General features: G+C 69.4%; 24 protein-coding genes. 17 read left to right on the top strand and 7 right to left on the bottom strand.

What is annotated here, in order from left to right:
- Nucleotides 1-3: 3 nt before the first annotated feature.
- Nucleotides 4-513, top strand: coding sequence for an O-acetyl-ADP-ribose deacetylase (locus tag HUT10_RS29455; protein ID WP_176174173.1), 510 nt, complete (start codon nt 4-6; stop codon nt 511-513).
- Between the two features lie 18 nt (nt 514-531).
- A complete protein-coding gene (dusB, locus tag HUT10_RS29450; RefSeq protein ID WP_176174172.1) occupies nt 532-1,671 on the top strand; it encodes a tRNA dihydrouridine synthase DusB in 1,140 nt (379 codons plus the stop codon).
- On the opposite strand, the gene HUT10_RS29445 is transcribed toward dusB, so the two are convergent.
- Nucleotides 1,592-1,993, bottom strand: a complete 402-nt coding sequence (locus HUT10_RS29445; RefSeq protein ID WP_176174171.1) for a hypothetical protein — start codon at nt 1,991-1,993, stop codon at nt 1,592-1,594. The two genes, dusB and HUT10_RS29445, sit on opposite strands and share 80 nt — an antisense overlap.
- Nucleotides 1,994-2,229: 236 nt before the next feature.
- Between HUT10_RS29445 and HUT10_RS29440 the strand changes: the two genes are divergently transcribed.
- The 12 genes from HUT10_RS29440 to phoU all read left to right on the top strand — a co-directional run bounded on the left by HUT10_RS29440 (nt 2,230) and on the right by phoU (nt 16,056).
- Complete coding sequence (locus HUT10_RS29440; RefSeq protein ID WP_176174170.1) at nt 2,230-2,877, top strand: VC0807 family protein; 648 nt, start codon at nt 2,230-2,232, stop codon at nt 2,875-2,877.
- 32 nt (nt 2,878-2,909) lie between these two features.
- Nucleotides 2,910-3,602, top strand: coding sequence for a GntR family transcriptional regulator (locus HUT10_RS29435; protein ID WP_176174169.1), 693 nt, complete (start codon nt 2,910-2,912; stop codon nt 3,600-3,602).
- On the top strand, nt 3,599-4,594 hold the full coding sequence (locus HUT10_RS29430) for an ADP-ribosylglycohydrolase family protein (RefSeq protein ID WP_176174168.1): 996 nt from the start codon (nt 3,599-3,601) through the stop codon (nt 4,592-4,594). The genes HUT10_RS29435 and HUT10_RS29430 overlap by 4 nt, the downstream gene beginning before the upstream one ends.
- Nucleotides 4,591-5,466 (top strand): PfkB family carbohydrate kinase, encoded by an 876-nt coding sequence (locus HUT10_RS29425; protein ID WP_176174167.1) that lies wholly within the window; start codon nt 4,591-4,593, stop codon nt 5,464-5,466. Before HUT10_RS29430 ends, HUT10_RS29425 begins: the two co-directional genes overlap by 4 nt.
- Nucleotides 5,463-6,902 (top strand): cytosine permease, encoded by a 1,440-nt coding sequence (locus HUT10_RS29420; RefSeq protein WP_176174166.1) that lies wholly within the window; start codon nt 5,463-5,465, stop codon nt 6,900-6,902. The genes HUT10_RS29425 and HUT10_RS29420 overlap by 4 nt, the downstream gene beginning before the upstream one ends.
- Nucleotides 6,899-7,426 (top strand): cysteine hydrolase family protein, encoded by a 528-nt coding sequence (locus HUT10_RS29415; protein ID WP_176174165.1) that lies wholly within the window; start codon nt 6,899-6,901, stop codon nt 7,424-7,426. The genes HUT10_RS29420 and HUT10_RS29415 overlap by 4 nt, the downstream gene beginning before the upstream one ends.
- Before the next feature lie 10 nt (nt 7,427-7,436).
- Nucleotides 7,437-10,424: an NACHT domain-containing NTPase gene (locus tag HUT10_RS29410; protein WP_176174164.1), complete on the top strand. Its 2,988-nt coding sequence runs from the start codon at nt 7,437-7,439 to the stop codon at nt 10,422-10,424.
- Between the two features lie 47 nt (nt 10,425-10,471).
- On the top strand, nt 10,472-11,305 hold the full coding sequence (locus HUT10_RS29405) for an alpha/beta fold hydrolase (protein ID WP_176174163.1): 834 nt from the start codon (nt 10,472-10,474) through the stop codon (nt 11,303-11,305).
- An 87-nt stretch (nt 11,306-11,392) separates the two neighbouring features.
- Nucleotides 11,393-11,956: an isopentenyl-diphosphate Delta-isomerase gene (gene idi, locus HUT10_RS29400; protein WP_176174162.1), complete on the top strand. Its 564-nt coding sequence runs from the start codon at nt 11,393-11,395 to the stop codon at nt 11,954-11,956.
- 120 nt (nt 11,957-12,076) lie between these two features.
- Nucleotides 12,077-12,751, top strand: coding sequence for a GGDEF domain-containing protein (locus HUT10_RS29395; protein WP_176178077.1), 675 nt, complete (start codon nt 12,077-12,079; stop codon nt 12,749-12,751).
- 1,173 nt (nt 12,752-13,924) lie between these two features.
- Entirely contained in the window at nt 13,925-15,307 is a 1,383-nt protein-coding gene (locus tag HUT10_RS29390) for an LCP family protein (protein WP_176174161.1), read from the top strand.
- 83 nt (nt 15,308-15,390) lie between these two features.
- Nucleotides 15,391-16,056: a phosphate signaling complex protein PhoU gene (gene phoU / locus HUT10_RS29385; protein ID WP_176174160.1), complete on the top strand. Its 666-nt coding sequence runs from the start codon at nt 15,391-15,393 to the stop codon at nt 16,054-16,056.
- 127 nt (nt 16,057-16,183) lie between these two features.
- Here phoU and pstB read toward each other — a convergent pair whose 3' ends face one another.
- The 6 genes from pstB to HUT10_RS29355 all read right to left on the bottom strand — a co-directional run bounded on the left by pstB (nt 16,184) and on the right by HUT10_RS29355 (nt 22,085).
- On the bottom strand, nt 16,184-16,960 hold the full coding sequence (gene pstB / locus HUT10_RS29380; protein WP_086862623.1) for a phosphate ABC transporter ATP-binding protein PstB: 777 nt from the start codon (nt 16,958-16,960) through the stop codon (nt 16,184-16,186).
- 10 nt (nt 16,961-16,970) lie between these two features.
- The gene (pstA, locus tag HUT10_RS29375; protein ID WP_176174159.1) at nt 16,971-17,888 is read right to left on the bottom strand and encodes a phosphate ABC transporter permease PstA; all 918 of its coding nucleotides are present in this window, start codon (nt 17,886-17,888) and stop codon (nt 16,971-16,973) included.
- Between the two features lie 2 nt (nt 17,889-17,890).
- Nucleotides 17,891-18,811: a phosphate ABC transporter permease subunit PstC gene (pstC, locus tag HUT10_RS29370; protein ID WP_176178076.1), complete on the bottom strand. Its 921-nt coding sequence runs from the start codon at nt 18,809-18,811 to the stop codon at nt 17,891-17,893.
- A 198-nt stretch (nt 18,812-19,009) separates the two neighbouring features.
- Nucleotides 19,010-20,140, bottom strand: coding sequence for a phosphate ABC transporter substrate-binding protein PstS (gene pstS, locus HUT10_RS29365; protein WP_176178075.1), 1,131 nt, complete (start codon nt 20,138-20,140; stop codon nt 19,010-19,012).
- A gap of 228 nt (nt 20,141-20,368) precedes the next feature.
- Complete coding sequence (gene mshD / locus HUT10_RS29360) at nt 20,369-21,268, bottom strand: mycothiol synthase (protein ID WP_176174158.1); 900 nt, start codon at nt 21,266-21,268, stop codon at nt 20,369-20,371.
- Between the two features lie 67 nt (nt 21,269-21,335).
- Entirely contained in the window at nt 21,336-22,085 is a 750-nt protein-coding gene (locus tag HUT10_RS29355) for a response regulator transcription factor (RefSeq protein ID WP_176174157.1), read from the bottom strand.
- A 152-nt stretch (nt 22,086-22,237) separates the two neighbouring features.
- On the opposite strand from HUT10_RS29355, the gene HUT10_RS29350 reads away from it, so the two are divergent.
- The 3 genes from HUT10_RS29350 (at nt 22,238) to HUT10_RS29340 (ending at nt 24,269) form a co-directional block, all read left to right on the top strand.
- On the top strand, nt 22,238-23,137 hold the full coding sequence (locus HUT10_RS29350) for a DUF2993 domain-containing protein (protein ID WP_176174156.1): 900 nt from the start codon (nt 22,238-22,240) through the stop codon (nt 23,135-23,137).
- Between the two features lie 11 nt (nt 23,138-23,148).
- Nucleotides 23,149-23,574: a thioredoxin family protein gene (locus HUT10_RS29345; protein WP_176174155.1), complete on the top strand. Its 426-nt coding sequence runs from the start codon at nt 23,149-23,151 to the stop codon at nt 23,572-23,574.
- Between the two features lie 263 nt (nt 23,575-23,837).
- On the top strand, nt 23,838-24,269 hold the full coding sequence (locus HUT10_RS29340) for a DUF4395 domain-containing protein (protein WP_176174154.1): 432 nt from the start codon (nt 23,838-23,840) through the stop codon (nt 24,267-24,269).
- Nucleotides 24,270-24,301: the final 32 nt, after the last annotated feature.

Here is a 24,301-nt window from a genome sequence, read left to right as displayed (position 1 = left end):
GAGATGACCGCGATCGAGGTGGTACTCGGCGACATCACCCGCGAGCGCGTCGACGCCGTCGTCACGGCCGCGAACGAGTCGCTCCTGGGCGGTGGCGGCGTGGACGGCGCGATCCACCGCGCCGCCGGGCCCGAGCTGGCCGAAGCCGGCGCGGCGATCGCGCCGTGCGACCCGGGAGACGCCAAGGCGACGCCGGCGTTCGGCCTCGCCCCGATCAGGTACGTCATCCACACAGTGGGCCCGGTCTGGGACGGCGGCGGGTACGGCGAGGCCGAGCTGCTGGCGTCCTGCTACCGCCGTAGCCTGGCGGTCGCCGACGAGCTGGGGGTCCACCGCATCGCGTTCCCGGCGATCGCGACCGGCGTCTACGGCTACCCGCCTGCCGAAGCCGCGCGGATCGCGGTCCGCACGCTGCGGGAGACACCGTCCGGGGTCGAGCTGATCCGCCTCGTCGCGTTCGACGAGGAGACGCGTGCGCTGCTCGAGGCCGCCCTGGACCCTGGTGGGGTGTGACCAACACCACCAGCGACAATGGAGGACGTGACCGCGACCCTGAGCAAGCCCGCCCTGAAGATCGGCCCCTACGAGGTCGATCCGCCGGTCGTGCTCGCGCCGATGGCCGGGATCACCAACGTTGCCTTCCGGCAGCTGTGCGCCGAGTACGGCGCCGGCATCTACGTGTGCGAGATGATCACCGCCCGCGCCGTCGTCGAACGGCATCCCGGCACCATGCACATGATGACCTTCGGGGCCGAAGAAAAGCCCAGGTCGATGCAGCTGTACGGGGTTGACCCGAAGACCATGGCCGAAGCCGTCCGGATCATCGTCGGCGAGGGGCTGGCCGACCACGTCGACTCCAACTTCGGCTGCCCGGTCGCGAAGGTGACGCGCAAGGGCGGCGGGGCCGCGCTGCCGTTCAAGCGGAAGCTGTTCGAAGCCATCGTGCGCGAGTCGGTGAAGGCCGCCGGGGACACGCCGTTCACGGTGAAGTTCCGCATCGGCATCGACGACGACCACCACACCTTCCTCGACGCCGGCCGCATCGCCGAAGCCGAAGGCGCCGCCGCCGTCAGCCTGCACGCCCGCACGGCCGCCCAGCGCTACTCAGGCCAGGCCGACTGGACGAAGATCGCCGCGCTGAAGGAAGCCGTCACCAGCATCCCGGTGCTCGGCAACGGTGACATCTTCTCCGCCGCCGACGCCCTGCGCATGGTCGAGGAGACGGGCTGCGACGGCGTGGTCGTCGGCCGCGGCTGCCTCGGCCGCCCGTGGCTGTTCGGTGAGCTCGAAGCCGCCTTCGCCGGCCGTCCGCTGCCGACCCCGCCCAACCTCGGCGAGGTCGCGAAGGTGCTGCGCCGCCACACCGAGCTCCTCATCGAGCACGACGGCCACGACAAGGCGATGCGCGACATCCGCAAGCACATGGCCTGGTACTTGATGGGCTTCCCGGTCGGCTCGGAGCTCCGCCGCGGGTTCGCGATGCTCTCGTCGATGGACCAGCTCGACGACCTGATCGCCCAGCTCGACCACTCGGCCCCGTTCCCCGAGGCGGCGACGGGCCCGCGCGGACGTCAGGGCTCCCCGGGCAAGGTCACGCTGCCACACGGCTGGCTGGACGATCCGGACGACGACTGCGTCCCCGAGGCGGAAGACATGCACTCGGGCGGCTGAGCTGCACCAGGCTCACGCCGAACAGCAGCACCCCGAGCGGCACGTGCACGGTCGTGACGTGCGCGATGCCGAGGAAGACCTGCGCGGTGACGAGCCCCAGGAAGACGGCCGCGTACGGAATCGCCCGTGGCGACCCGCCGCCGGGCCGCCACACCAGCACGGCAGCGATCACCTGCAGGACGGCGACCGTCCAAATCGTGTACGCCGAAGCGCTGTGGAGGACGTGCCCGTTCGGAGTCGTCAACAGCAGGCCCGCGGTGATCGGCGCGAGGAACAGCGCCAGCGTCTGCAGCGCGATCGTGCCGCGCAGGAAGATCGTCATACCCAGTAGACGACGCAGCGGCCCGGAATGTGAGGTCGCTATGGTTGCTCGCGACTTTTGCGCTTGATTTCCAGCGGCGGGTGCAGGGCCTTCGCGATCTCGGGAATGTGTCCCCACCGTCGAACAGCAAGCTCAAATCGCGTTCGAGTAGTACCAAGCCGGCCGTGACATCTGTCAGGTCCAAGTCGTGGCGGACGGCATCCTTCCCAGCCCCTCCGCCGCGACAAGCTCTACCCATGACGACGAACCAGCCCGGAAACGCCCTCCTCAAGACCCTCGCGATCGAGATCGCCGTCCCCATCGGCGTCTACTACGCGCTCCACTCGTTCGGCGCGAGCGACTTCACCGCCCTCGCCGCTTCCGGTGTCTTCCCGCTGGCCCGGACGCTCTACCAGTTCGCCAAGGACCGCACGCTCAACGGCCTCGCCCTGGTCGTCCTGGTCACGAACGTCGTCGGCATGCTGCTCACCTTCGTCACCGGTGACGCCCGGATGATGATCGCCAAGGACTCGCTCGGCAGCGGCATCACCGGCCTCGTCATCCTCGCCTCGGCGTTCACCGCGGCCCCGATCATGACCAAGACCATGCGCCCCTTCCTCACCCGCGGCAGCGCGGAACGGGAAGCCGCCTGGGAACGGCTGGGCCACAACGAGCAGTTCAACGCCATCCTGCGGCGCTGCAGCGTGATCTGGGGCATCGGGTTCGCGCTGGAGAGCTCGATCCGCATCGTCGGCGCGTTCACCCTGCCCGTCTCGACCATGGTCTGGCTGAGCACCGTCATCTTCGCGGGCTCCTTCGCGATCATCATGGTCGTCTCCGGCAAGGTGGCCGAGCGGGCAGGCAAGATGATCGCGGCGGACGCGAAGCTGCTCGTGGCCGCTTGACCTGCGACGACGCTGGGTGTACAGGTGTGAACATGTACAGCAAGCGGCAGCAGCTGGTCGGCGATCTCACCGACCTGATCCGTTCCGGGCGCCTCGCCAACGGCGAGCGCCTCCCCGGCGAAAACCAACTCGCCCTGCAGTACCAGGTCAGCCGCGGCACCGTCCGCAGCGCGCTGTCGGAGCTCCAGCAGCTGGAGCTCATCTCCACCCAGGCCGGCGTCGGGTCGTTCGTCAGCTTCGACGGCGTCCAGCTCGACCAGCGGCTCGGCTGGGCCCGCGCCCTCGCCGACGCGGGGGCGCCGGTCACCACCGAGCTGCTCGGCATCGAAGCCGTCGAAGACGTTGCCCTGGAAGAAGAATTCGGGGAGCGGGCCTACGTCGCCGTGCGGCGGCTGCGGCGGGAGCGCGAGCGCGGGATCTCGCTGGAAACCGCCACCGTGCCCGCCGTCGGGCCGCTCGCCGACCTCCCCGCGACCGGCCTGCAGGACGGCTCCCTGACCAGGACCCTCGAGGCCGCAGGCCGGATCTCCGCCGGCGGCGACCAGTGGATCAGCACCGAACGCCTCGACGCCTGCTCCTCCGAACTGCTCGGCCGCAGCGTCGGCGAGCTCTTCCTCCGCGCCGAGCGGACGTCGGTCGACCTCGAAGGCCGGCTCGTCGAACGCGTCGTCAGCCTGCTGGACCCCGACCGGTTCCAGTTCCACCTGACCTTCGGACACCGGTGACCGCGCGGGAAAGGGCGCTCGGCGCGTTCACCGGGCTGGCCGTCGGCGACGCGCTCGGCATGCCGACGCAGTCGATGTCCCGTGCCGCCATCGCCGCCACCTACGGGCCGGTCACCGGCCTGCTGACCGCCGTCGCCGAGCAGCCGGTGGCGCCGTCGATGCCCGCCGGCTCGGTCACCGACGACACCGAGCAGGCCGTCCTGCTGGCCCGGCTGCTCATCGACGGCCGCGGCGTCGTCGAGCCGCACGTCTTCGCCGACGCCCTGCTGATCTGGGAGGCCGACATGGTCCGCCGCGGCTCCGCGGACCTGCTCGGGCCGTCCACGAAACGCGCGCTCGCCCGGCTCCAGGACGGCGTCCCGGCCGACGAGGCGGGCCGCACCGGCACCACCAACGGCGCCGCCATGCGGGTCACGCCGGTCGGCATCGCCACCCCGTCGGACGACCTGCACCGGCTGGTCGACGCGGTCGTCGCCACCGCGCGCGTCACGCACAACACCAGCCTGGGCATCGCTTCGGCCGCCGCGGTCGCGGCCGCCGTCTCCGCCGGGGTCGACGGCGCGAGCCTGGCCGAAGCGCTCGACGCCGGTGAGCGCGCCGCCGTCGTCGGCGGGGAACGCGGACACTGGGCGCCCGGCGGGGAAATCGCCGCGCGGATCCGCTGGGCGCGGGACTGGGTGCGAGGCATGACCCCGGCCGCCGTCGCCGACGCGGTGGCCCAGGTGATCGGCACGTCGGTGGCGTCGCAGGAGTCCGTGGTGGCCGCGTTCGCGCTGGCCGAAGCCATGGGGGACGACCCGCCGTCGGCGTTGCGGCTGGCCGCGGGGCTCGGCGGCGACACCGACACCGTCGCCGCGATCTGCGGGGCGATGCTCGGCGCCGCGCACGGCGTCGGCGCCTTCCGCCCGGACGTCGTCGAGACCGTGCTCGCCGTCAACCGGCTCGAATTCGGGCCGCTGGTCGACGAACTCCTGAAGCTGCGCCGCCGATGACCGGGCGGCTGGTGCACACCGGGCAGGTCGTCGTCGACCTCGTCATGGCGGTGCCGGCCCTGCCTCCGCATGGCGGCGATGTCTTCGCGTCGTCGGCGAATCTGTTGCCCGGCGGCGGTTTCAACGTCATGGCCGCCGCGGCACGCTCAGGCGCGCAGGTACTTTATGCGGGCAGCCATGGAATCGGCTTCTTCGGTGATCTCGCCCGCAGCGCCCTCGCAGCCGAAGGTGTTGCACTGGCCCATGAACCACTGTCCGAAGTAGACACCGGAATCGTCGTGGTTTGGGTGGACGCGACCGGTGAGCGCACCTTCACGACCAGCACCGGCGCCGAAGGACGGCTGCGCGCCGAACTCCTCGACCAAGTCACCCCAAAGACTGACGACGTCGTGTACCTGAGCGGATACAGTTGGTTGCACGAGACAAATCGCGGCGCCCTCATCGAGTGGCTGCCCCGGCTGCCCGGCTCGAAGGTCCTGTTCGACCCCGGCCCGCTCATCACCGACATCGACCCTGGAGACCTCCATGCCCTTCTATCCACAATAGACGTTCTGAGCTGTAACGCCCGCGAAGCCGAGGCGCTGGGTGAGCTGCCACCCGTTGCCGTCGTCCGCGAGGGCGCGAAAGGCTGCCGTGTCCACGAAAACGGCCGGATCACCGACGTCCCCGGGTTCCCGGTCGACGTCGTGGACACCACCGGCGCCGGCGACACGCACTGCGGCGTGCTGGCCGCGGAGCTGTTGCGCGGCAGTACCGTCCTCGACGCCGCCGTGCGCGCCAACGCGGCGGCTGCGCTTTCGGTGACCCGGCGCGGCCCGGCGACCGCGCCGGGCCGGGAAGAGATCGACCAGCTGCTGGAGGCGACGACATGAGCGGTACCGAGGCCCGCGGGCTGAAGGTGGAGACCAACGGCCTCGACGTGATCGACGACGCCGAGCGGCGCGGGCGGCCGCGGCAGCTGTTCTGGCCGTGGTTCGGCGCGAACGTGTCGGTGCTGGGGCTGAGCTACGGCTCGTTCACCCTCGGCTTCGGCATCTCGTTCGGGCAGGCACTGGTCGCCGGTCTCGTCGGCATCCTGTTCTCGTTCCTGCTGTGCGGGTTCATCGCGATCGCCGGCAAACGCGGGTCGGCACCGACGATGCTGCTCTCGCGGGCGGCGTTCGGCGTGCGCGGCAACCGGCTGCCGTCGGCGATCTCGTGGCTGCTGACGGTCGGCTGGGAGACCGTGCTCGCGGCACTGGCGACGCTGGCCACGGCGACGGTGTTCGAGCGGCTCGGCTGGGGCGGCGGGACACCGACGAAGGTGGTCGCGCTCGTCGTGGTGGCGGCGCTGACCGTCGCCGCCGGCGTGCTCGGCTTCGACGCGATCATGAAGCTGCAGACGTGGATCACCTGGATCACCGGGGTGCTCACGGTCGTCTACGTGGTCCTCGTGGCCGGTGACGTCCACTGGGGAGCGGTGAGCGCGCTGCCGTCCGGCTCGGCGCAGCAGTGGGTCGGGGCGCTGGTGTTCCTGATGACCGGCTTCGGTCTCGGCTGGGTCAACGCGGCCGCGGACTACTCGCGCTACCTGCCGCGGTCGGCGTCGAGCCGGGGCGTGGTCGGCTGGACGACGTTCGGCGCGTCGGTGGCGCCGGTGGTGCTGCTGGTGTTCGGGCTGCTGCTGGCCGGCTCGTCGCCGGACCTGAACAAGGCGATCGCGGCGGACCCGATCGGTGCGCTGACGACGCTGCTGCCGCTGTGGTTCCTGGTGCCGTTCGCGATCGTCGCGGTGCTCGGCCTGGTCGGCGGCGCGGTGCTGGACATCTATTCGTCGGGCCTGGCGCTGCTCTCGGCGGGCCTGCGCATCCCCCGCCCGGCGGCGGCGCTGGTCGACGGCGTGATCATGGTCCTCGGCACGATCTACATCGTCTTCTTCGGCGGCGAGTTCCTCGGGCAGTTCCAGGGTTTCCTGGTGACGCTGGGCGTCCCGGTCGCGGCCTGGTGCGGCGTGATGCTCGCGGACATCCTGTTGCGGCGGCGCGACTACGCCGAGGCCGAGCTGTTCGACCCGGCCGGCCGCTACGGCGACGTCCGGTTCGGCCCGATCGCCGTGGTCCTGCTGGCCACGGCGCTCGGCTGGGGCCTGGTGACGAACACGTCGGCGGAATGGCTGAAGTGGCAGGGATATCTGCTGGAACCGTTCGGCCTGGGCGGCCGCGAAGGAGCGTGGGCCTTCGCGAACCTCGGCGTGCTGCTGGCACTGGCCCTGGGTTTCCTGGCAACGTTGCCGACGCGGCGGCGGGTCCGCGAACAGGAGGCGGTGTGAGGAGAATCCTGGCGGTCATCGACCTGCAGAACGTGTTCGCCGACCGGGCGAGCCCGTGGTTCACCCCGCGTTTCGCCGAGGTGGTGCCGCCGATCCACCGCTTGGTGACGGCTTTCGGTCACGACGTCGTGTTCACGAGGTTCGTGGCGCCCGCCCAGCCGGAAGGCGCGTGGCGCCGCTACTACGAGCAGTGGCCGTTCGCCCGCCAGCCACCGGACGCACCGCTGTACCAGGTGATCGACGGCTTCAACCCACTCTCCACAGTGGACGCCACCACCTTCGGCAAGTGGAACGCCCGCATGGCCACCAGAGTGGGCGGTGCAGGCTTGGTCCTGGCGGGCGTCTCGACGGACTGCTGCGTGCTGTCGACGGCCCTGGCCGCGGCGGACGCGGGCGTCGCCGTCACCGTGGTCTCGGACGCCTGCGCCGGTGTGGACGACGAAAGCCACGCGAAGGCGCTCGACATCATGCGGCTGTATGCCCCGCTGGTGACAGTGGTCACCTCAGCGGAGATAATCGGCTAAAATACTTCCGGTGAGCGGGCTCGAAGCGGCAGCAATCGCCTTGACGACAGCCGTAGTAAAGGCAGCTGCAAAGATATGGCTGGGGGACCGGACCATCGCCGCAGATGCGTCCGCGAAAGTTTTCGAGTTGCTCGAGAAACAAGTCACCGGCCTCAACGACCGGCGCAAGCTCCGGCTGTTATTCACCAACCTCGAATCGAGGGTAGTCGATCGACTCTTATCATTTCTCGAAGTCGAGTTCCGTAACCTCCCAGAAAACGAGCGAGCGGCCGCAGTCGACGCGGTACGCGACACGTTCGAACGCGCCGGTCTGACCGACGACGACCTCTTCGCCGCCGACCTCGATGCGGGCTACCTGAATCGCCACCTCGCCGGTACCGTTTCGGACGTTACCACTCTTCTCTCAGCCGACGCGACCGAACTGTATCGGCGAGTACTCCGAGAATGCTGCGCCTACCTGGTACAGATCACGAGCACCCTCCCCCGGTTCCAGCCCGGCGCACTACGGGGAGTACTCCGCCGCGAGACCGAGATCCTCGAAACCGTCCGGAACGTGCTCACCGCCCTGCCGGAACGGCGCCATCCCGATGACTTTGCAGCGGATTTCCGTCGACAAGTCATGACAACCCTCGATCGGATGGCGCTCTTCGGCGCGGGCTTGGCCGACGCGACGAGGTTGTACCCGCTGTCAGTCGCATACCTCAGCCTGAGCATCACGGCCGCAGCTGACTTCGGGCCGGCCGACCGGATCGAGCACATCTTGCCGAAGGCTCGGCGGATCCTGTTACGCGGCGAAGCCGGGTCCGGCAAGACGACCATGCTGCAATGGCTGGCCGTCAAGTGCGCGAGCCGAGAACTGAGGACGATCGAAGACTGGGAGGACGTTGAGCCGTTTCTCCTGCGGTTGCGTCGTTATAGCCGATCGGAGCTGCCCACTCCGGAGAAGTTCCTCGACGAGGTCGGCAGGCACATCGCCGATGAGATGCCGAAAGGCTGGGTGCACGAACGGCTGCGGCGAGGGCAGGCCATCGTGCTCGTCGACGGCATCGACGAGCTGCCTGAGGAACGACGCCCGGAAGTTCAGCAGTGGCTGGCTGAGCTGGTCGGAGCGTTTCCGCGCGTCCGATATGTCGTGACCACGAGGCCGGCCGCAGTCGCCCCGGACTGGATGGCCGTCCAGGACTTCACCGAGGTACGACTGCAGCCCATGACGCCGCGCGACGTTCGGACGTTTGTCGGGCGCTGGCACGCGGCGATGCCGGGGGATGCCCTCGACGACCAGCGAGACGCGTTGATCGCGGCCATCGGCTCGCGGAGCGCACTGCGTCGGCTGGCAGAGAATCCGCTCCTATGCGCGCTTCTATGCGCACTGCACCACGAGGGCAACGGGCGCCTTCCGGACAATCGGATGGAGCTGTACGAAGTTGCCCTGCGCATGCTGCTCGACAGCCGTGACATCGAACGACGGATCGTCCCCGAAATCCGGCTTTCGCTGACTGAGAAGCTAGTTCTCCTGCGCAACCTCGCGTACTGGATGGTCCGCAATGGACACACCGACATCCCCACCGAGGACGCGGAGGCGCGGATTGCCGCAAAGCTGGCGTTCATGGGCCAAATCAGCGCGGGCCCGCACCAGGTGTTCCGGCACCTGCTCGATCGCGGCGGTGTGCTGCGCGAGCCGGTCCCGGGCCGGATCGATTTCGTGCACCGGACTTTCAGCGACTACCTCGCGGCGAAGGCCGCCGTCGAGGAAGACGACATCGGCGTGCTGGTCGCGAACGCCAACCGAGACGAATGGTGTGGCGTTGCCGTCATGGCTGCCGGACACGCCTACCCCGCGCAACGCAACAAGCTGATCAAAGGCATACTCGACTCGCCCTTGATGACGAGTGCTCTGGTCGCACTGGCTTGTTTGGAGACCTCCCCCGAGCTTCCCGAAGAGTTGCGGGCGGGAATCGAGCGGCGGACAGCCGCGCTAATTCCTCCGGAGGACTTCGGCGACGCCGCGAACCTCGCGACGGCGGGCGAGTTCGCGCTCGATCTACTCGCCGCCTGCCGGCCGGAGTCCCCCTGGACCATCGCGGCCACGATCCGGGCCGCCGCGTTGATCGGCGGCCCTGGCGCGTTGGACCTGATCACGCGCTTCAGCAAACATTCCAGCATTGTTGTGGTACGAGAATTGGTCAGCAGCCGGGAACGGTTCGACCCAGCCGAGTACGCCGAGCAGGTGCTTGCCGAAGCGCACCTACCCAGTGGCAACCTGAACGTGACAGACCCGGCGATGCTTGCGGGCTTAGAACACGTCCGCAATCTCGAAAGCCTTAACTGCTCGTTCGAAGACGGGTACGGAGAACTCGGTTTCGTCAGAAAGCTTCCTCGCCTCAAGAACCTCATGGTCCACGACATCGCCGGGTACGACTTGCCAGCACTGGCGGGCACCGCACTGGAACGCCTCACGATAGAAGGCGAGGCCGAGACGCCTTCGGTCGACATCGGCCCACTGGCCGATGTCGAGGGACTCATGTCCTTGGTCACCACCGTGCAAACCCATGGCTGGTCGAGATTCGCCCAGTCGCGGAACCTGGTACACCTTCAACTGAGCTGGGTTGAAGACCCGCCGCAGATGCTCGAACTCGCCCCCTTGGGATACCTGCCCTCGTTGGTCCTGTACAACATGCCTTACCTCGACAACGTGGCCGACTTGTCCTTTTTGGACTCGCCGCGGATGCTCGGCTTCGACAGATGCCCCAACCTCCGCGACATTTCGAACCTCATCAGATGGGCAGACAGCTTGTCCGACGTCCGCCTGGTGGCATGCCAAGAAGTGGATCTCGCCCCGCTCGCTTCGCTACCCCGGCTGCGCAAGCTGTGCCTCTTCGACGTCGACCAGGCCGACCTGACGCCGCTCGCCGGCAAGTCCGGACTCATGGTGTACGTCGGCGACGACACCCAGGTCATCGGCGCCGAACTGCTCGGCCCCGGCAGCGTAGTCGAGTGACCAGAACCAGCCGTCCGGCGCTTAACTGAGCGCAGTAGATTCGGCCCGTGATCGACCACATCAGCATCCCGACCGAAGCCGGTACCTTCGACGCCATCGCCGCCGGGCCCGAAGACGGGCGGCCCGTGCTGCTGCTGCACGGCTTCCCCGAAGCCGCGACGGAGTGGGAGCACCAGGTCGCCACCCTCGGGGTGCTCGGGTTCCGGGCCGTCGCGCCGGACCAGCGGGGCTACTCGCCCGGTGTGCGGCCCGAGCAGGCGTCCGACTACTCGATCGATCACCTCGTCGGCGACGTCGTCACCATCACCGAAGCGCTCGGGTGGCCGAAGTTCGACCTCGTCGGGCACGACTGGGGTGGCGCCGTCGCCTGGTGGACCGCCGACGCGCACCCCGAACGGCTGCGCAGCCTGACCGTCGTCTCGACGCCGCACCCCGGCGCGCTGGCCGACGCCATGAAGACCGACGAGGACCAGCACCTGCGCTCGCGGTACATGACCGAATGGCGCCAGACCCGCGTCACCGAGCGGCGGATGCTGGAGAACGACGCCCGCGCGCTGCGGGACATGTTCGAGCGGCGCGTGTCGCCGTCGAAGGTCGACGACTACGTGCAGCGGCTGTCCGAGCCCGGCGCGCTCACCGCCGCCCTGAACTGGTACCGGGCCGGGCGGCCGGGTGGGAAGATCGGCAAGATCGCCGTGCCGACGCTCTACATCTGGAGCACCGAGGACGCCGCCTTCGGCTCCGCCGCCGCGCTCGACACCGCGAACCGGGTCACCGGGCCCTACCGGTTCGAGATGCTCGAAGACGTCACGCACTGGGTGCCCGAGGAGGCACCGGAGGCCGTCACCACGTTGCTCGTGGAGCACCTCAACGCGCGGTGACCGCCCGTCACCCCGCCGGGCGGACCGCGGGTAACCCACCCGCCTCGCGGTACGGCGCCCCGAGGGCCGTCGTGTTCACTGGGACACGTGGATATCGCGATCGAACCCGAGACCGAGCAGGTCGTCTTCGTCACCGAGGACGGCGTGCCCACCGGCGAGACCGGCCCGAAGCTGGCCAGCCACCACGAGCACACCCGGCTGCACCTGGCCTTCTCGTGCTACGTCCTGCGGCGCAGCGACAACGCCCTGCTGATCACCCAGCGCGCCCTCCACAAGAAGGTCTGGCCGGGGGTCTGGACCAACAGCGTCTGCGGCCACCCCGCGCCCGGCGAGGAGCTCGAGGACGCCGTCGCGCGGCGCGCGGACTACGAGCTCGGGCTGCCGTCGCTGTCCGGGTTGCACTGCGTGCTGCCGAACTACCGGTACCGGACGCCGCCGTTCCAGGGGATCGTCGAGAACGAGTTCTGCCCGGTGTTCGCCGCGTGGGCCGACGTCGAGCCGGCACCGAACCCGGAAGAGGTCGGCGACTGGCGCTGGATTCCCTGGCCCGACTACACGGAGTTGCTGAGCGATGCGACGGCTAATGTGAGTTACTGGGCCAAGGACCAGTATTCGCAGCTCAAGACCCTCGAACCGTTCGCGGGCCTCTGAGCCGATTACTGCGGAGAGTCACTGTCGCAGTCCCGTTTGAGCGAAATTCACCTTCTTCCGCACCGGTACCTCAAGCGCGGCCGTCCCCTCGACGACAACCAAGGGGTGGTGGAGGTGGGGATGGTCGCCGAGGGCGACGGCGCGCCCGGCCGGGCGGCCGGCCCGCCGCCGCCGGACCTGCTCCGCCTGCACGAGGCCATCGCCGGCCTCTTCGCCACCCAGGGCGACTGGCAGCGCGCCTACCAGCACCTGCGCTCCGCGCTGGCCATCGCCCGGGACGGCAGTCTCCGCGACGCGCTGACGTCGAGCTACAACCGCCGTTACTTCGACGAGCGGCTGTACGGACCGTTCACCGACCGGCCGCCGCTGACGCTGGCGTTGATCGACCTCGACCGCTTCAAGAGCGTCAACGACACGTACGGTCACCTCGTCGGCGACCGCGTCCTGCGCCGGGTCGCCGATCTGCTCCAGGAGGACCTCCCGCCGGACGGCTTCTGCGCGCGCTACGGCGGCGAGGAGTTCGTGCTGTGGCTGCCCGGGCTGGACGCCGGCCGGGCTGTCCGCGTCGTCGACGACGCCCGGTTGCGCGTCGCCCGTCATCCCTGGTCAGAACTGCAGCCGGGGCTGCGGGTGACCATCAGCGCCGGGCTCGCGCACGAGCCGGGGGCACCGGCGTCGCCGGAGCTCCAGCTGCGTCGCGCGGACGTCCAGCTTTATGCGGCGAAACGCGCCGGTCGTAACAAAGTCGCCTATCAGGACACACAAACGACACAGTTAATGACCCACTCTGAGTAACACAAAGGGTGTATTACTCCGTCTGTCGACAAGAGGTATCACCCGTTTGTCGACGCTCACCGGCCGTTCGTCGACTCAAGGTGAAGAAAATTCCGATGGGGTGTCGTCACGAACGGGGGGTATCCGTACGATAACGAAAACCTCCGGGGGAACGATCACCTCCTGCGGGGGAAGACGGCCAAGTCGAAGCCACCCTTCGATCCCGCGAAAGGAGACCGAGTGCCGGACGAGTTCGACGGCCCGGGAACCGGTCGCCGCCTCGACGGTCCCGCGCGACCCAGGCCCGGACGGCGCCGGTCGATGGAGGACCAGGGCGGGATCAGCGTCTCCGACGTCGTCGCCAGGACCACCGGTGCCCGGCCGCTGCCGCCCCGCGAGCAGCAGGACCGCGCGGACCAGCCGGGACGACGCGTCCGCGCGGCCGAACCACCGGCCCCGCCGCGGCCGTCGCAGCCCCGCGCGCAGAGGCCGGCCGAAGGTCCCGCTGAAGACCCAGTACCCACGGACGCCACTCGTCAACCGCGCGCACCCCGCCCGAGGCAGCCCCGCCGCACAACGGCGGCGGCCCCGCTGCCGGAGGCGCCCCTGCAGCGCCGCCCGCCGGCGGCCAACCCGGGCCCCCAGCAGACCTCCGCGGCCCAGCAGCCCCCGAGGCGCCCGCGCCGCGCGGCGGCCGAGCCTCCCCAGGCCGAAAACGCCCCGCCGCGGCGCGCGCCGCAACGCTCGACGCCGGACAGCCCGGCACCCCGCCGCACCGGTGAGGGTGGCGCCGGCGAGGGGCCCGCAGGCCGCCGCGCCGCCGCGGGTGGTCCGGCACCCCGCCGCACCGGCGAGGCCGCCGCGCCCTCGCGCACCACGCCGGACAGCCCGGCGCCTCGCCGAGCCCCCGCCGAAGGGGCCGCTCCTACGCGCGCTGTCGCCGGTGACGGGCCTGCAGGCCGCCGCCCTGCCGCGGATGGTCCTGGACCTCGGCGCACCGCGGAAAATCCGATGCCCCGCCGCACCGCTGAAGGGGCCGCCGCTCAGCGCACCACCGGCGAGGGCCCCGCCGGCCGCCGCGTCGAAGGGGCCGCTCCCCAGCGCGCCACCGGTGAGAGCCCCGCGGGCCGCCGTGTCGCCGATGACGGGTCGGTGCCCGGTGTTCCGCCTCGGGCTGCTCTCGATCCGCTGACCATGACCGACGAGATGGAAGCGATCGACGAAGCGACGCAATACCGTCGCAAGATCGACCACACCCTCGCCCGGTTCTCCGCCGCCCACGACGAGATGGAAGCCGAAGAGGCCAAGCGGCGGGAACGCCGTGAACGCCTCTCGCCCGCTTCCCTCATCGAGAGCACCCGGACCGCCCTGCAGCGCGTGGTCACCGCCGGTGAAGCCGAGGCCGAAGAAGCCGCTCCCGCGCTGAGCCCCGTGCAGGAGAAGCCGCGGCGGTCGGCGCAGTTCGGGCGGATCGCCGCCGCCGTGGTGGCCGGGCTCGTCTTCCTGGGGATCGGGGGTGCCTGGGGCGCGCAGACCTACTTCGACGCCAAGTTCACCCAGGTCTCCGCCCTCGACGAGAACTCCTCCGACATCCAGGACGCCGCGGCCCAGGCCAACGACGAGAACTTCCTGATGGTCGGCTCCGACACGCGTGACGGCGCGTCCGCCGAGGAGGGCGTCGGCACCGCCGACAGCACCCCCGGCGCGCGGAGCGACACCGTGATGGTCGCGCACGTGCCCGCCGACCGGAAGCGGGTCGTCGTCACGTCCTTCCCGCGTGACCTCGAGATCAACCGCCCGGACTGCCAGAAGTGGGACCCGGCGCAGAACAAGACCACCGACGAGATCTACAAGGGCGCGAAGTTCGCCAAGCTCAACACCGCCTACGCGGTCGGCGGCCCGGCGTGCGTCACCAAGGTGATCCAGCAGATCACCGGCCTGCGGATCAACCACTTCGTCGGCATCGACTTCAACGGCTTCAAGGAGATGGTCGACGCGGTGCACGGCGTCACCATCCACAACGAGATCCCGATCGACGACACCATCCTCGGCAAGGTGCTGCTGCAGACCGGTGACGTCACCATCTCCGGCGACCAGGCGCTGAACTTCGTGCGCGCGCGGCACGTCAAGGGCGACCCGACGTCCGACTACGGCCGGATCAAGCGGCAGCAGGAGTTCATCGGCGCGCTGCTGAAGAAGGTCATGTCCTCGGACGTCGTGCTCGACCCCGGCAAGCTCAGCGACTTCATCACCGCCTTCGCGAAGGCCACCTTCGGCGACAACCTCGGCGTCAAGCAGATGATGACGCTGGCGCAGTCGATGAAGGGCCTGGACCCGTCGAAGATCACCTTCCTCACCGTCCCGACGGTCGGCATGGCCAACAACCGCGGCAACGAGGTGCTCGTCGTCAGCAAGACGAAGACCCTGTTCGACGCGCTTCGCAACAACACCCCGCTGCCGGACCCGAACGCGCCGATCCCGGTGAGCGAGCAGGCGCCGCCGACCAGCACGTCGAAGTCGAAGAGCAGCAGCAGCTCGAAGTCGACGACCACCCGCAAGAGCAGCGGGAACGGCTGATCCGCGAGGATCGTTAGTCCGGGTTCACGTGCGGTTCACCCGGCGATGCGGTGTTTGGTCACGGTTGGCCGTAGGGTTGGGCCATGCGTGAGGCCTACCATGTCGAACTCGAACAGCTCGCCGACCACCTGGCCGGTATGTCGGTCCAGGTCGCCGACGCCATGGAGCGCGCCACGCGCGCCCTCCTGGAGGCCGACCTCAGTCTCGCCGAGCAGGTGATCAGCGACGACTCGAAGGTCGACGACGCCCGCGCCCAGTGCGAGGAGCAGGCGTACGCCCTGCTGGCCCTCCAGGCGCCGGTGGCGACCGACCTGCGCACGGTGCTCGCGGCGATCCACGCCGCCGAAAGCCTGGAGCGCATGGGCGACCTGGCGCTGCACGTGGCGAAGGCCGCGCGCCGCCGTCACCCGGACCCGGTGCTGCCGGAGTCGGTGCGCCCGTACTTCACCGAAATGGGCGAGGTGGCCGTCAAGCTGGCCCGCCAGGTGGAGCAGGTCATCCACTCCAAGGACGTCGAAGCGGCGAAGACGATCGAGTCCGACGACGACCAGGTGGACGACATCCACCGCCACCTGTTCACGGTCCTGATGGACCGTGAGTGGCCGTACGGCGTCGCCTCGGCGGTCGACGTCACCCTGCTGGGCCGCTTCTACGAGCGCTACGCCGACCACGCGGTGTCGGTCGCGAAGCGGATGATCTTCGTCGTCACCGGCAAGATGCCGGGCTACGGCTCCGACGACGACATCTGAGTCTCGGAAAGGGAAAGCCCCCGGCCGCGGCCGGGGGCTTTCGCGTTGCTCCACTTAGGACAAAACGAAAGGTCTTCCTCGCCGACCCCGAGCGCCGGCGAGAAAGACCTTCCGCAGCAACGGCTACTCAGCCGAAGCGACCGGAAATGTAGTCTTCCGTGGCCTTTTCGTCCGGGTTGGAGAAGATCTTCTCCGTGTCGTTCAGTTCCACCAGCCGGCCGGGCTGGCCGACGCCGGCGAGGTTGAAGAACGCCGTCTGGTCGGAAACCCGGGCCGCCTGCTGCATGTTGTGCGTGACGATGACGATCGTGTAGTCCTTCTTCAGCTCGCCGATCAGGTCCTCGATCGCCAGCGTGGAGATCGGGTCCAGGGCGGAGCACGGCTCGTCCATCAGCAGCACGTCCGGCTGGACCGCGATCGCGCGGGCGATGCACAGCCGCTGCTGCTGACCGCCCGAGAGGCCGCCACCCGGCTTGTTCAGGCGGTCCTTGACCTCGTTCCAGAGGTTCGCGCCGCGCAGGGCGCGCTCGGCGATGTCGTCGAGGGTCTTCTTGCCCTTGGTGCCACCCAGCTTCAGCCCGGCGACGACGTTGTCCTTGATGGACATCGTCGGGAACGGGTTGGGGCGCTGGAAAACCATGCCGATCGTGCGGCGCACCTGCACCGGGTCGACCGCCGAGGCGTAGATGTCCTCGCCGTCGAGCAGCACCTGGCCGTCCACCCGGGCGCCAGGGATCACTTCGTGCATGCGGTTGAGCGTGCGCAGCACCGTCGACTTGCCGCAGCCCGACGGGCCGATGAACGCGGTGACGTTGCGCGGCGGCACGGACAGGGTGACGCCGTCCACGGCGTGGAACTTGCCGTAGTAGATGTCGACGTCCTTGACATCGATTCGCTTGGCCATCAGGAACAGCTCACTTCTTCTTCGGGGCGACGAGGCGCGCGAACACGGTGGCGAGGAGGTTGATGACGGCGATGATGAGCACCAGCGTCAGTGCCGCGCCCCAGATCCGGTCGAAGCCGACCGAGCCGGGGTCCATCGGGTTGCTGACGCGCTCGTTGTTCATCAGCAGCGGCAGGGCGGCCTGCTCGCCGTGGAAGATGTCCCAGTTCGTGTAGGCCGAGTAGCCGACCAGGACCAGCAGCGGCGCCGTCTCGCCCATGACCCGGGCGAGCGCCATCATGATGCCGCCGATGATGCCGGACAGCGCCGTCGGCAGCACGATCTTCATGATCGTCTTCCACTTCGGCACGCCCAGCGCGTACGACGCCTCGCGCAGGTCGTCGGGGACGATCCGCAGCATCTCCTCCGACGACCGCACGACCACCGGGATCATCAGCAGCACCAGGGCCAGCGAAACGGCGAGGCCGCTGCGCGGCAGGCCGAGCGTGGTGATCCACAGCGCGTAGATGAACAGCGCGGCCACGATGGACGGGACACCGGAGAGGATGTCCACCATGAACGTGGTGGCCTTGGCGAGCTTGCCGCCCCGGCCGTACTCGACGAGGTAGATCGCGACGAGCATGCCGATCGGCACCGCGATGATCGCGCACACCAGGCCCTGCAGCAGGGTGCCGACGATGGCGTGCAGCACGCCGCCGCCGACCTCGTCGGACAGGACGTCGCCGAAGTCCTCGGTCCACCAGTTGCTGTAGGGGATGCGCTTGATGCCGTAGGCGATCACCGTGTAGAGCACCCACACCAGCGGGACGACGGCGATCAGGAACGACAGCCAGACCAGCGTGGTCGCCAGCCCGTTCTTGACCTTGCGGCCCAGGCTGACCTGCTGGAACGCCGGGGTCGTGGCGGGAGCTTCGAGCGTGGTGGACATGCTCAGTCCCCCTTCTTGCCGATGATGGACCGCGCGAAGAAGTTCACGACGAAGGTGAGCACGAACAGCACCAGGCCGGCCGCGATGTACGCCCCGGCCGAGACCTCGTTATTGAACTCGCTGTAGTTGGCGGCGATCTTCGAGGCGAAGGTGGCGCCGCCGTCGAAGAGGCTCCAGTCGAAGTTCTTGCCCTGCGGGATCAGCAGGATGACGGCCAGCGCGATCGTTTCGCCCAGCGCGCGGCCGAGGCCCAGCATGGACGCGCCGACGTAGCCGGCCTTGCCGAACGGCAGGACCGTGGTGCGGATGACCTCCCAGCGGGTGGCGCCGAGGGCGAGCGCACCCTCGATGTGCGGGGTCGGCGTCCGCTCGAACACCTCGCGCGAGAGCGACGTGATGATCGGCAGGATCATCACGGCCAGCACGATGCCCGCGGTGAAGATCGTGCCGCGCACGCTCGGCGCGACGTTGCCGGGCGCGAGGATCGGGAACCACGAGAACGTGTCGTTGACCCACTGCGCGAACGGCTCGATCGCCGGCGCGAAGACCAGGATGCCCCAGAGGCCGAAGATGATCGACGGCACCGCGGCGAGCAGGTCGACGACGTAGGCGAACGGCCGCGCGAGGCGCGGCGGCGCGTACTGGGTCAGGAACAGCGCGATGCCCAGCGAGACCGGCATCGCGATGACCAGGGCCACGAGCGACGTCGCCACGGTGACCTCGAGCAGGTCGAGGATGCCGAACGCCATGTTCGCCGGGTCGTTGGTCGACCAGCCGTGGTTGGTGAGGAAGTTGACCTTGTTCGCCTGCAGCGCCGGGATCGCCTGGATCAGCAGGAAGAGGCCGATCAGGCCGATCAGGGCGACGACGAAGATCCCGGCCCCGGTGGTCAGGTTCTGGAAGATGCGGTCACCGGGCCGCACCTTCTTCGCTTTCTCGCCCGCGGGCGGCTGCGGCGCCGCCGGCGGGGCTGCTTGCTCCGAAATCGGGACCTCCGGGGGCGTCGTGGCGGACGACGAACGCCCACCGGGGTCGCCGGTGGGCGTTCGCGTCGAGGATGACTCGCTCATCAGCTACTTCTGACCAGCCTCTATCACTCGGATGTCAGTCGCAATGCCGGGTCAGGAGATCGCCTTGACCGCGGCCAGGACCTTGGTCTGCAGCGACTGCGGGATCGGCACGTAGCCCTTGGCGGACAGCGGTTGCTGACCGGTGGTGGCGGCGACCGTCAGGAACGCCTTGACGGCCTTCGCGACGTCCGGGTTCGAGTACTTCGAGCAGACGATCTCGTAGGTCGTCAGCAGCAGCGGGTAGGCACCCGGGGTGTTGCTGGCGTAGATGCCGTTGAGGTCGAGCGCGAGGTCGTTGGAGCCGTCCTTGAGGAACTTGGCCGCGTCCAGGGACTTCGCCACGTTCTCCGAGTTGAGCTCGACACCGCCGGAGCCGCTGTCGATCAGGGCCGGGGTCAGGCCGTCCTTGGCGAACGCGCCCTCGACGTAGGTGATGCCGCCGTCGGAGGCCTTCACCGCGGTCGCGACACCGTTGGAGCCCTGCGCACCGTTGCCGACGCCGCCGTTGAACTTCTTGCCGGCCCCCTTGGTCCAGTCGGCCTTCGCCGCCGCACCCAGGTACTTCTGGAAGTTGTCGGTGGTGCCCGACTCGTCGGAGCGGGAGACGACCTGGATGGCCTTGTCCGGCAGGTTCAGGCTCTCGTTGCCCTTGACGCCCTTGATGGCCGGGTCGTTCCACTTGGTGATCGCGCCGCTGAAGATCTTGGCGGTGACCGACGGGGTCAGCACCAGCTTGTCCACCCCGGACAGCTTGTAGGCGACCGCGATCGGGCCGACGACCAGCGGGATGTTCCAGGCGTCGCTGGCGCAGCGGGCCTTGGCGGCCGCGGCGTCGGCGTCCTTGATCGGCGAGTCGGAGCCGCCGAAGTCGATCTGGTTGGCGTTGAACTGCTTGACGCCCGCGCCCGAACCGCTCGGGTTGTAGTTGACCTTCTGGCCCGAGCACTTCTTGCCGTACTCCTGCGTGAAGATGTCGATGGCGTTCTTCTGGGCCGACGAGCCTTCCGCGGAGAGCGGGCTCTTGCCGCCGCACTCCACATCGGCGGTGCCGGTCGCAGCAGGCGCCGAAGCCGAGTTCGAGCTGCTGCTGTTGGACGCCGCGGGGTCAGTGCCACAGGCGGCGAGCACGAGAGCGGCGCTCGCCACGATGCCGACCGCGCTCAGGGGCCGCATGATCTTCACTGCTGTTTCCTCCATCAGGAGCTTCACCGGTTCGGCCGCGGCGGAGGTCGCCGTGCCGGAACCGGACATTAGGCAGCGCTGGTGGACGGTCGGCCGTGAACAAATGAACGCAAAGTGAACAGACCCCGGGATGTGAGCAGTGCGACTAGCTCGAGAGGCCGCCGTGTCCGGGCCGTGACCTGGGCGTTTGCCGTCAGTGACGACGTGCTTGCACGGCGTCCACCGTGGTCACCGACCGTACTGGACGTCGGTTTCGTGACGGGTGAACCCGAGCTTGGTGTAGACCGCCAGAGCCGGCGCGTTGTCGCCCTCGACGTACAGGATGATCTGCCGCAGCCCGCGGCTCGCGAGGTACCGCAGCCCGGCGAGCGTGAGCGCCCGGCCGAGCCCGCCGCCCTGCGCGGCCGGGTCGACGCCGACGACGTACACCTCGCCGACGGGCTCGCCGCCGAACCGGCCGGGGGTGGGCTCGTGCACCTTCGTCCAGTGGAAGCCGATGACCTCGCCGTCCTGTTCGGCGAGGAAGAAGCCGTCGGCGTCGAACCACGGCCGGGCTTCGTCGGCGCGGACGTCGTCGGCGGTCAGCGCGCCCTGCTCGGGGTGCCAGTCGAAGGCCCGCGCGTTCACCCGGACCACGGCGTCCTCGTCCTGGCCCGGCACGAACGTCCGCAGCGACACGCCCTCGCGCAGCACCGGCTCGGGCCAGACCGCGCTGTCGACGTCGACGTGCAGGATCAGCAGTTCGCGCTTGCGTTCGAGACCGGTCTTGACGGCCAGCTTCTGCGCGGCCGGGTGGTCACCGTGCGCCCAGACGCGGAACCCGACCGCGGCCCGCTCGTCGAGCGACTGAAGGAGCTTCGCGCCGTAGCCGCGGCCACGGTGGGCGGGGTGCACGAACAGCTCGGCGACCTGGTGGCCGAAGGAATCACCCGTGGTGTCGAGGTGCGCGTAGCCGACGACCTCGTCCTCGACGCAGGCGACCAGGTGCTCACCGCCGTCGAACTCGCCGGGCAGCGGGCCATCGGGCCCGACCTCGGGGCGCCCGTCCGCTCCCCGCACGGCCAGCAGCAGCCCGCGGACGTCCTCGAGCTGCTTTTCGTCCAGTTCCTGCCGCCACTCTCCGGTCACCCTGCGACCGTACCCGTGCCGGACGCAACGCGAACGTTGTCGCCGCGTCCAGGTGAAGGTGGGGACGTCAGTGGGCGAGTTCGGGAGTCTCGGCCGGGGCATCGGCCTGGGCGGGCACGCCCGGCCTCGGCCCGCCGCTCTTGGCCGGCCGCTCGAACTTGTAGCCGACGTTGCGCACGGTCCCGATCATCTGCTCGTGCTCGGGGCCGAGCTTGGCGCGCAGCCGCCGGACGTGCACGTCGACCGTGCGGGTGCCACCGAAGAAGTCGTAGCCCCAGACCTCCTGCAGCAGCTGGGCGCGGGTGAACACCCGGCCCGCGTGCTGCGCGAGGTACTTGAGCAGCTCGAACTCCTTGTAGGTGAGCTCGAGGGTGCGCTTGCGGAGGCGGGCGGTGTAGGTCGCCTCGTCGATCACCAGCTCACCGACCCGCAGCTCGGCGTCGACCTGCGCGGAACCGCCGTCGCGGGTCGTCACCAGCCGCAGCCGGGCGTCGACCTCGGCCGGGCCCGCCGTGGGCAGCAGGATGTCGTCGGTGCGCCACTCGGCGCTCACGGCGACGAGCCCGCCTTCGCCGACGACGGCGATGATCGGGGTGGCCGCCTCTTCCTCGCCGGTGCCCTTGAGCAGGCGGCAGAGGCTCTTCGCCGAGGCCAGGTCGCTGCGCGCGTCGAGGAGGATCACATCGCGGTGGCCGGCGTCGAGCAGGGCCGTCACCTCGGGAGCGCGGACGCGTACGGTGTGCGGCAGCAGGTCCAGTGCGGGCAGCACCGACGTGGCGTCGGCCTCCGCAGTCAGTACCAGAAGGTCCAGGCTCATCAGCCGCACCGCCTTCTCGAGTCGTCGCCGCAAAGCGGCGTTGGTCGGTGCTAAGTGAGAATAGCGGCTGAACGGCCGGGCACCTAACCCTTGCTGGATCGATCACACCTGGAGGAATCCCGGTGTCCCCGACGAACAGGAGTACGGACGCGATGGTGAGCAGGCCCGTGACCCGGGACGACCGACCCGGACCGACGCCCGACGCGCGACGCCGCGGCCGCCGGGCCCGGCGCTGGGTGATCGCACTGATCGTGCTGGTCCTGCTGCTGGTCGGGGCCGATTTCGGGGCGGCGGCGTTCGCCGAGCACATGATTTCGCAGAAGGTGCGCACCCAGCTGCAGCTGAGCGACGACCCGTCGGTGACGATCCACGGCTTCCCGTTCCTCACCCAGGCCCTCGGCGGTGACTACAGTCACATCAGCGTGTCCGCCGCCGGCATCCCGGTCGCCCAGAAGCTGCAGGACGTCGCGGTGAACGCCGAGCTCGAGGACGTCAAGGCCCCGCTGTCCGACCTCACGAACGGCAACACGAAGGCGATCACCATCGGCGAGCTGACCGGCTCGGTCACCATCAAGGCCGCCGACCTGGCCCGGCTCTCGCCGCTGGACAAGATCAAGGACCTCCGGATCGAGCCGTCGACCACCGAATACGTCGAAAACGGCGACGCCGGCCAGAGCGAGCCCGCGCCGACCACGACGAAGACCACCGAGGGCCAGGCCGACCAGGACGAGTCGAGCACCGGTGTCCGCATCTCGGGACACCTTCAGTTCGCGGGCAAGGATCTGGAAATCTTCTGTTTCGCGATGATCGAGGCGGACGCCGCCAAGGGAACGATCAACTTCCTCCCCAAGCGGCTGCAGTTCGGGAACGACCAGGAGACCACCGTCGTCCCGGCGGCGGTCCAGAAGGCGCTGATGCCGAACTTCAACGCCTCGATCAACACGAAGGACCTGCCGCTGTCGGTCACCCCGACCGGCGTGCGGGTGCAGAGCGGATCGGTGACGATCAAGGGCAAGGCGAGCAACGTGTCCTTCGCGGACCTCAGCAAGTAGGGAGCGGTGCGGTGACGGGAGTGTGGGTGCTCGTGGCGACGCTGGTGGCCGCCGCGGCCGTCGGTGCGCTGCTCAAGGCCCGCAACGGCCGGGTGCGCGACGCCAAGCCGGCGCGCGAGCTGCCCGCTCCCGTCACCGACGTGCTCGACCCGGCGTCCGCGGTGACGCTGGTCCAGATCTCCACCACCTTCTGCGCGCCCTGTCGGCACGCGAAGGCCGTGCTCGCGCCGCTGGCCGAGCGCACCGACGGCCTGCACCACGTCGAACTCGACGTGACGAACCAGCCGGAGGTCGCGCAGTCGCTGTCCGTGCTGCGCACGCCGACCACGATCGCGCTGACCCCGGACGGCCGGGAGCTGCTGCGCGTCGGCGGCGTCCCCAACGGCCCCGAACTCCTGGACGCCCTGCGGCCGCATCTCACGACCCGGACGCCCTGACCGGGGTTTGTCCCGGATCTTGGGAATCGTCCCAAGGTATGAACGTGGTTCCCACCTTGAGAGAGCGCTGGGTACCCTCGCACCCGTGACCGGGCTGACCACCTTCTTGACGCAGCGACGCGCAGTCGACCTCTGCCGCGTCCGCAGCAGCCTGTGTCGCGTTCAGCCAGACCGGCGCTGAACCTTTCGATCCGGTCCCCACCAGCCCTGATGCCGCTGACGCGTGCCGTTCGCACGCACCCCTTGCTCCAGCTGGAGGCACCATGTCCGCCGGACCGGCCGTCGACCCGCGAGGCCCGCGGTTCGCCGCCATCCTGACCACGATCGTGCTCGCGGTCGTGCTGGTCACCCAGTGGTGGCCGCTGCTGGCGGTCCAGACCGTCGTCTTCGCCATCGGCGCCTTCGTCGGCCTCAAGCCGGCGCCGTACTCGATCCTCTACCGCACGCTGGTCGCCCCGCGCCTCGGCCCGACCGACGAGCGCGAGGACGCGGCGCCGCTGCGGTTCGCCCAGGCCGTCGGGTTCGTGTTCGCACTGGCCGGCACGATCGGCTTCGCCGCCGGGATCACCCCGCTCGGCATCGTCGCGACGGCGTTCGCGCTGTTCGCCGCCTTCCTCAACGCGGCCTTCGACTTCTGCCTCGGCTGCGAAATGTTCTTGCTCATCAAACGCTTCACCCCCGCCCGCGCGTCCTAGAGAGTCAATCCCAGAAAGAGAGTTCTGTTCTC

This window comes from Amycolatopsis sp. Hca4 (genome assembly GCF_013364075.1).
GTDB lineage: Bacteria > Actinomycetota > Actinomycetes > Mycobacteriales > Pseudonocardiaceae > Amycolatopsis.
The sequence above is the reverse complement of the archived record's forward strand: the minus strand, read 5'-3'. Positions and strand labels throughout refer to the sequence as shown.

Coding starts and splice junctions, on each gene's coding strand:
- HUT10_RS29355 (WP_176174157.1), bottom strand. CDS start 22,085: ATGAGCCTGGACCTTCTGGTACTGACTGCGGAGGCCGACGCCACGTCG.
- HUT10_RS29350 (WP_176174156.1), top strand. CDS start 22,238: ATGGTGAGCAGGCCCGTGACCCGGGACGACCGACCCGGACCGACGCCC.
- phoU (WP_176174160.1), top strand. CDS start 15,391: ATGCGTGAGGCCTACCATGTCGAACTCGAACAGCTCGCCGACCACCTG.
- HUT10_RS29435 (WP_176174169.1), top strand. CDS start 2,910: ATGTACAGCAAGCGGCAGCAGCTGGTCGGCGATCTCACCGACCTGATC.
- HUT10_RS29425 (WP_176174167.1), top strand. CDS start 4,591: ATGACCGGGCGGCTGGTGCACACCGGGCAGGTCGTCGTCGACCTCGTC.
- HUT10_RS29455 (WP_176174173.1), top strand. CDS start 4: ATGACCGCGATCGAGGTGGTACTCGGCGACATCACCCGCGAGCGCGTC.
- HUT10_RS29445 (WP_176174171.1), bottom strand. CDS start 1,993: ATGACGATCTTCCTGCGCGGCACGATCGCGCTGCAGACGCTGGCGCTG.
- pstB (WP_086862623.1), bottom strand. CDS start 16,960: ATGGCCAAGCGAATCGATGTCAAGGACGTCGACATCTACTACGGCAAG.
- dusB (WP_176174172.1), top strand. CDS start 532: ATGGAGGACGTGACCGCGACCCTGAGCAAGCCCGCCCTGAAGATCGGC.
- HUT10_RS29390 (WP_176174161.1), top strand. CDS start 13,925: ATGACCGACGAGATGGAAGCGATCGACGAAGCGACGCAATACCGTCGC.
- pstA (WP_176174159.1), bottom strand. CDS start 17,888: ATGTCCACCACGCTCGAAGCTCCCGCCACGACCCCGGCGTTCCAGCAG.
- HUT10_RS29395 (WP_176178077.1), top strand. CDS start 12,077: ATGGTCGCCGAGGGCGACGGCGCGCCCGGCCGGGCGGCCGGCCCGCCG.
- HUT10_RS29340 (WP_176174154.1), top strand. CDS start 23,838: ATGTCCGCCGGACCGGCCGTCGACCCGCGAGGCCCGCGGTTCGCCGCC.
- HUT10_RS29420 (WP_176174166.1), top strand. CDS start 5,463: ATGAGCGGTACCGAGGCCCGCGGGCTGAAGGTGGAGACCAACGGCCTC.
- HUT10_RS29440 (WP_176174170.1), top strand. CDS start 2,230: ATGACGACGAACCAGCCCGGAAACGCCCTCCTCAAGACCCTCGCGATC.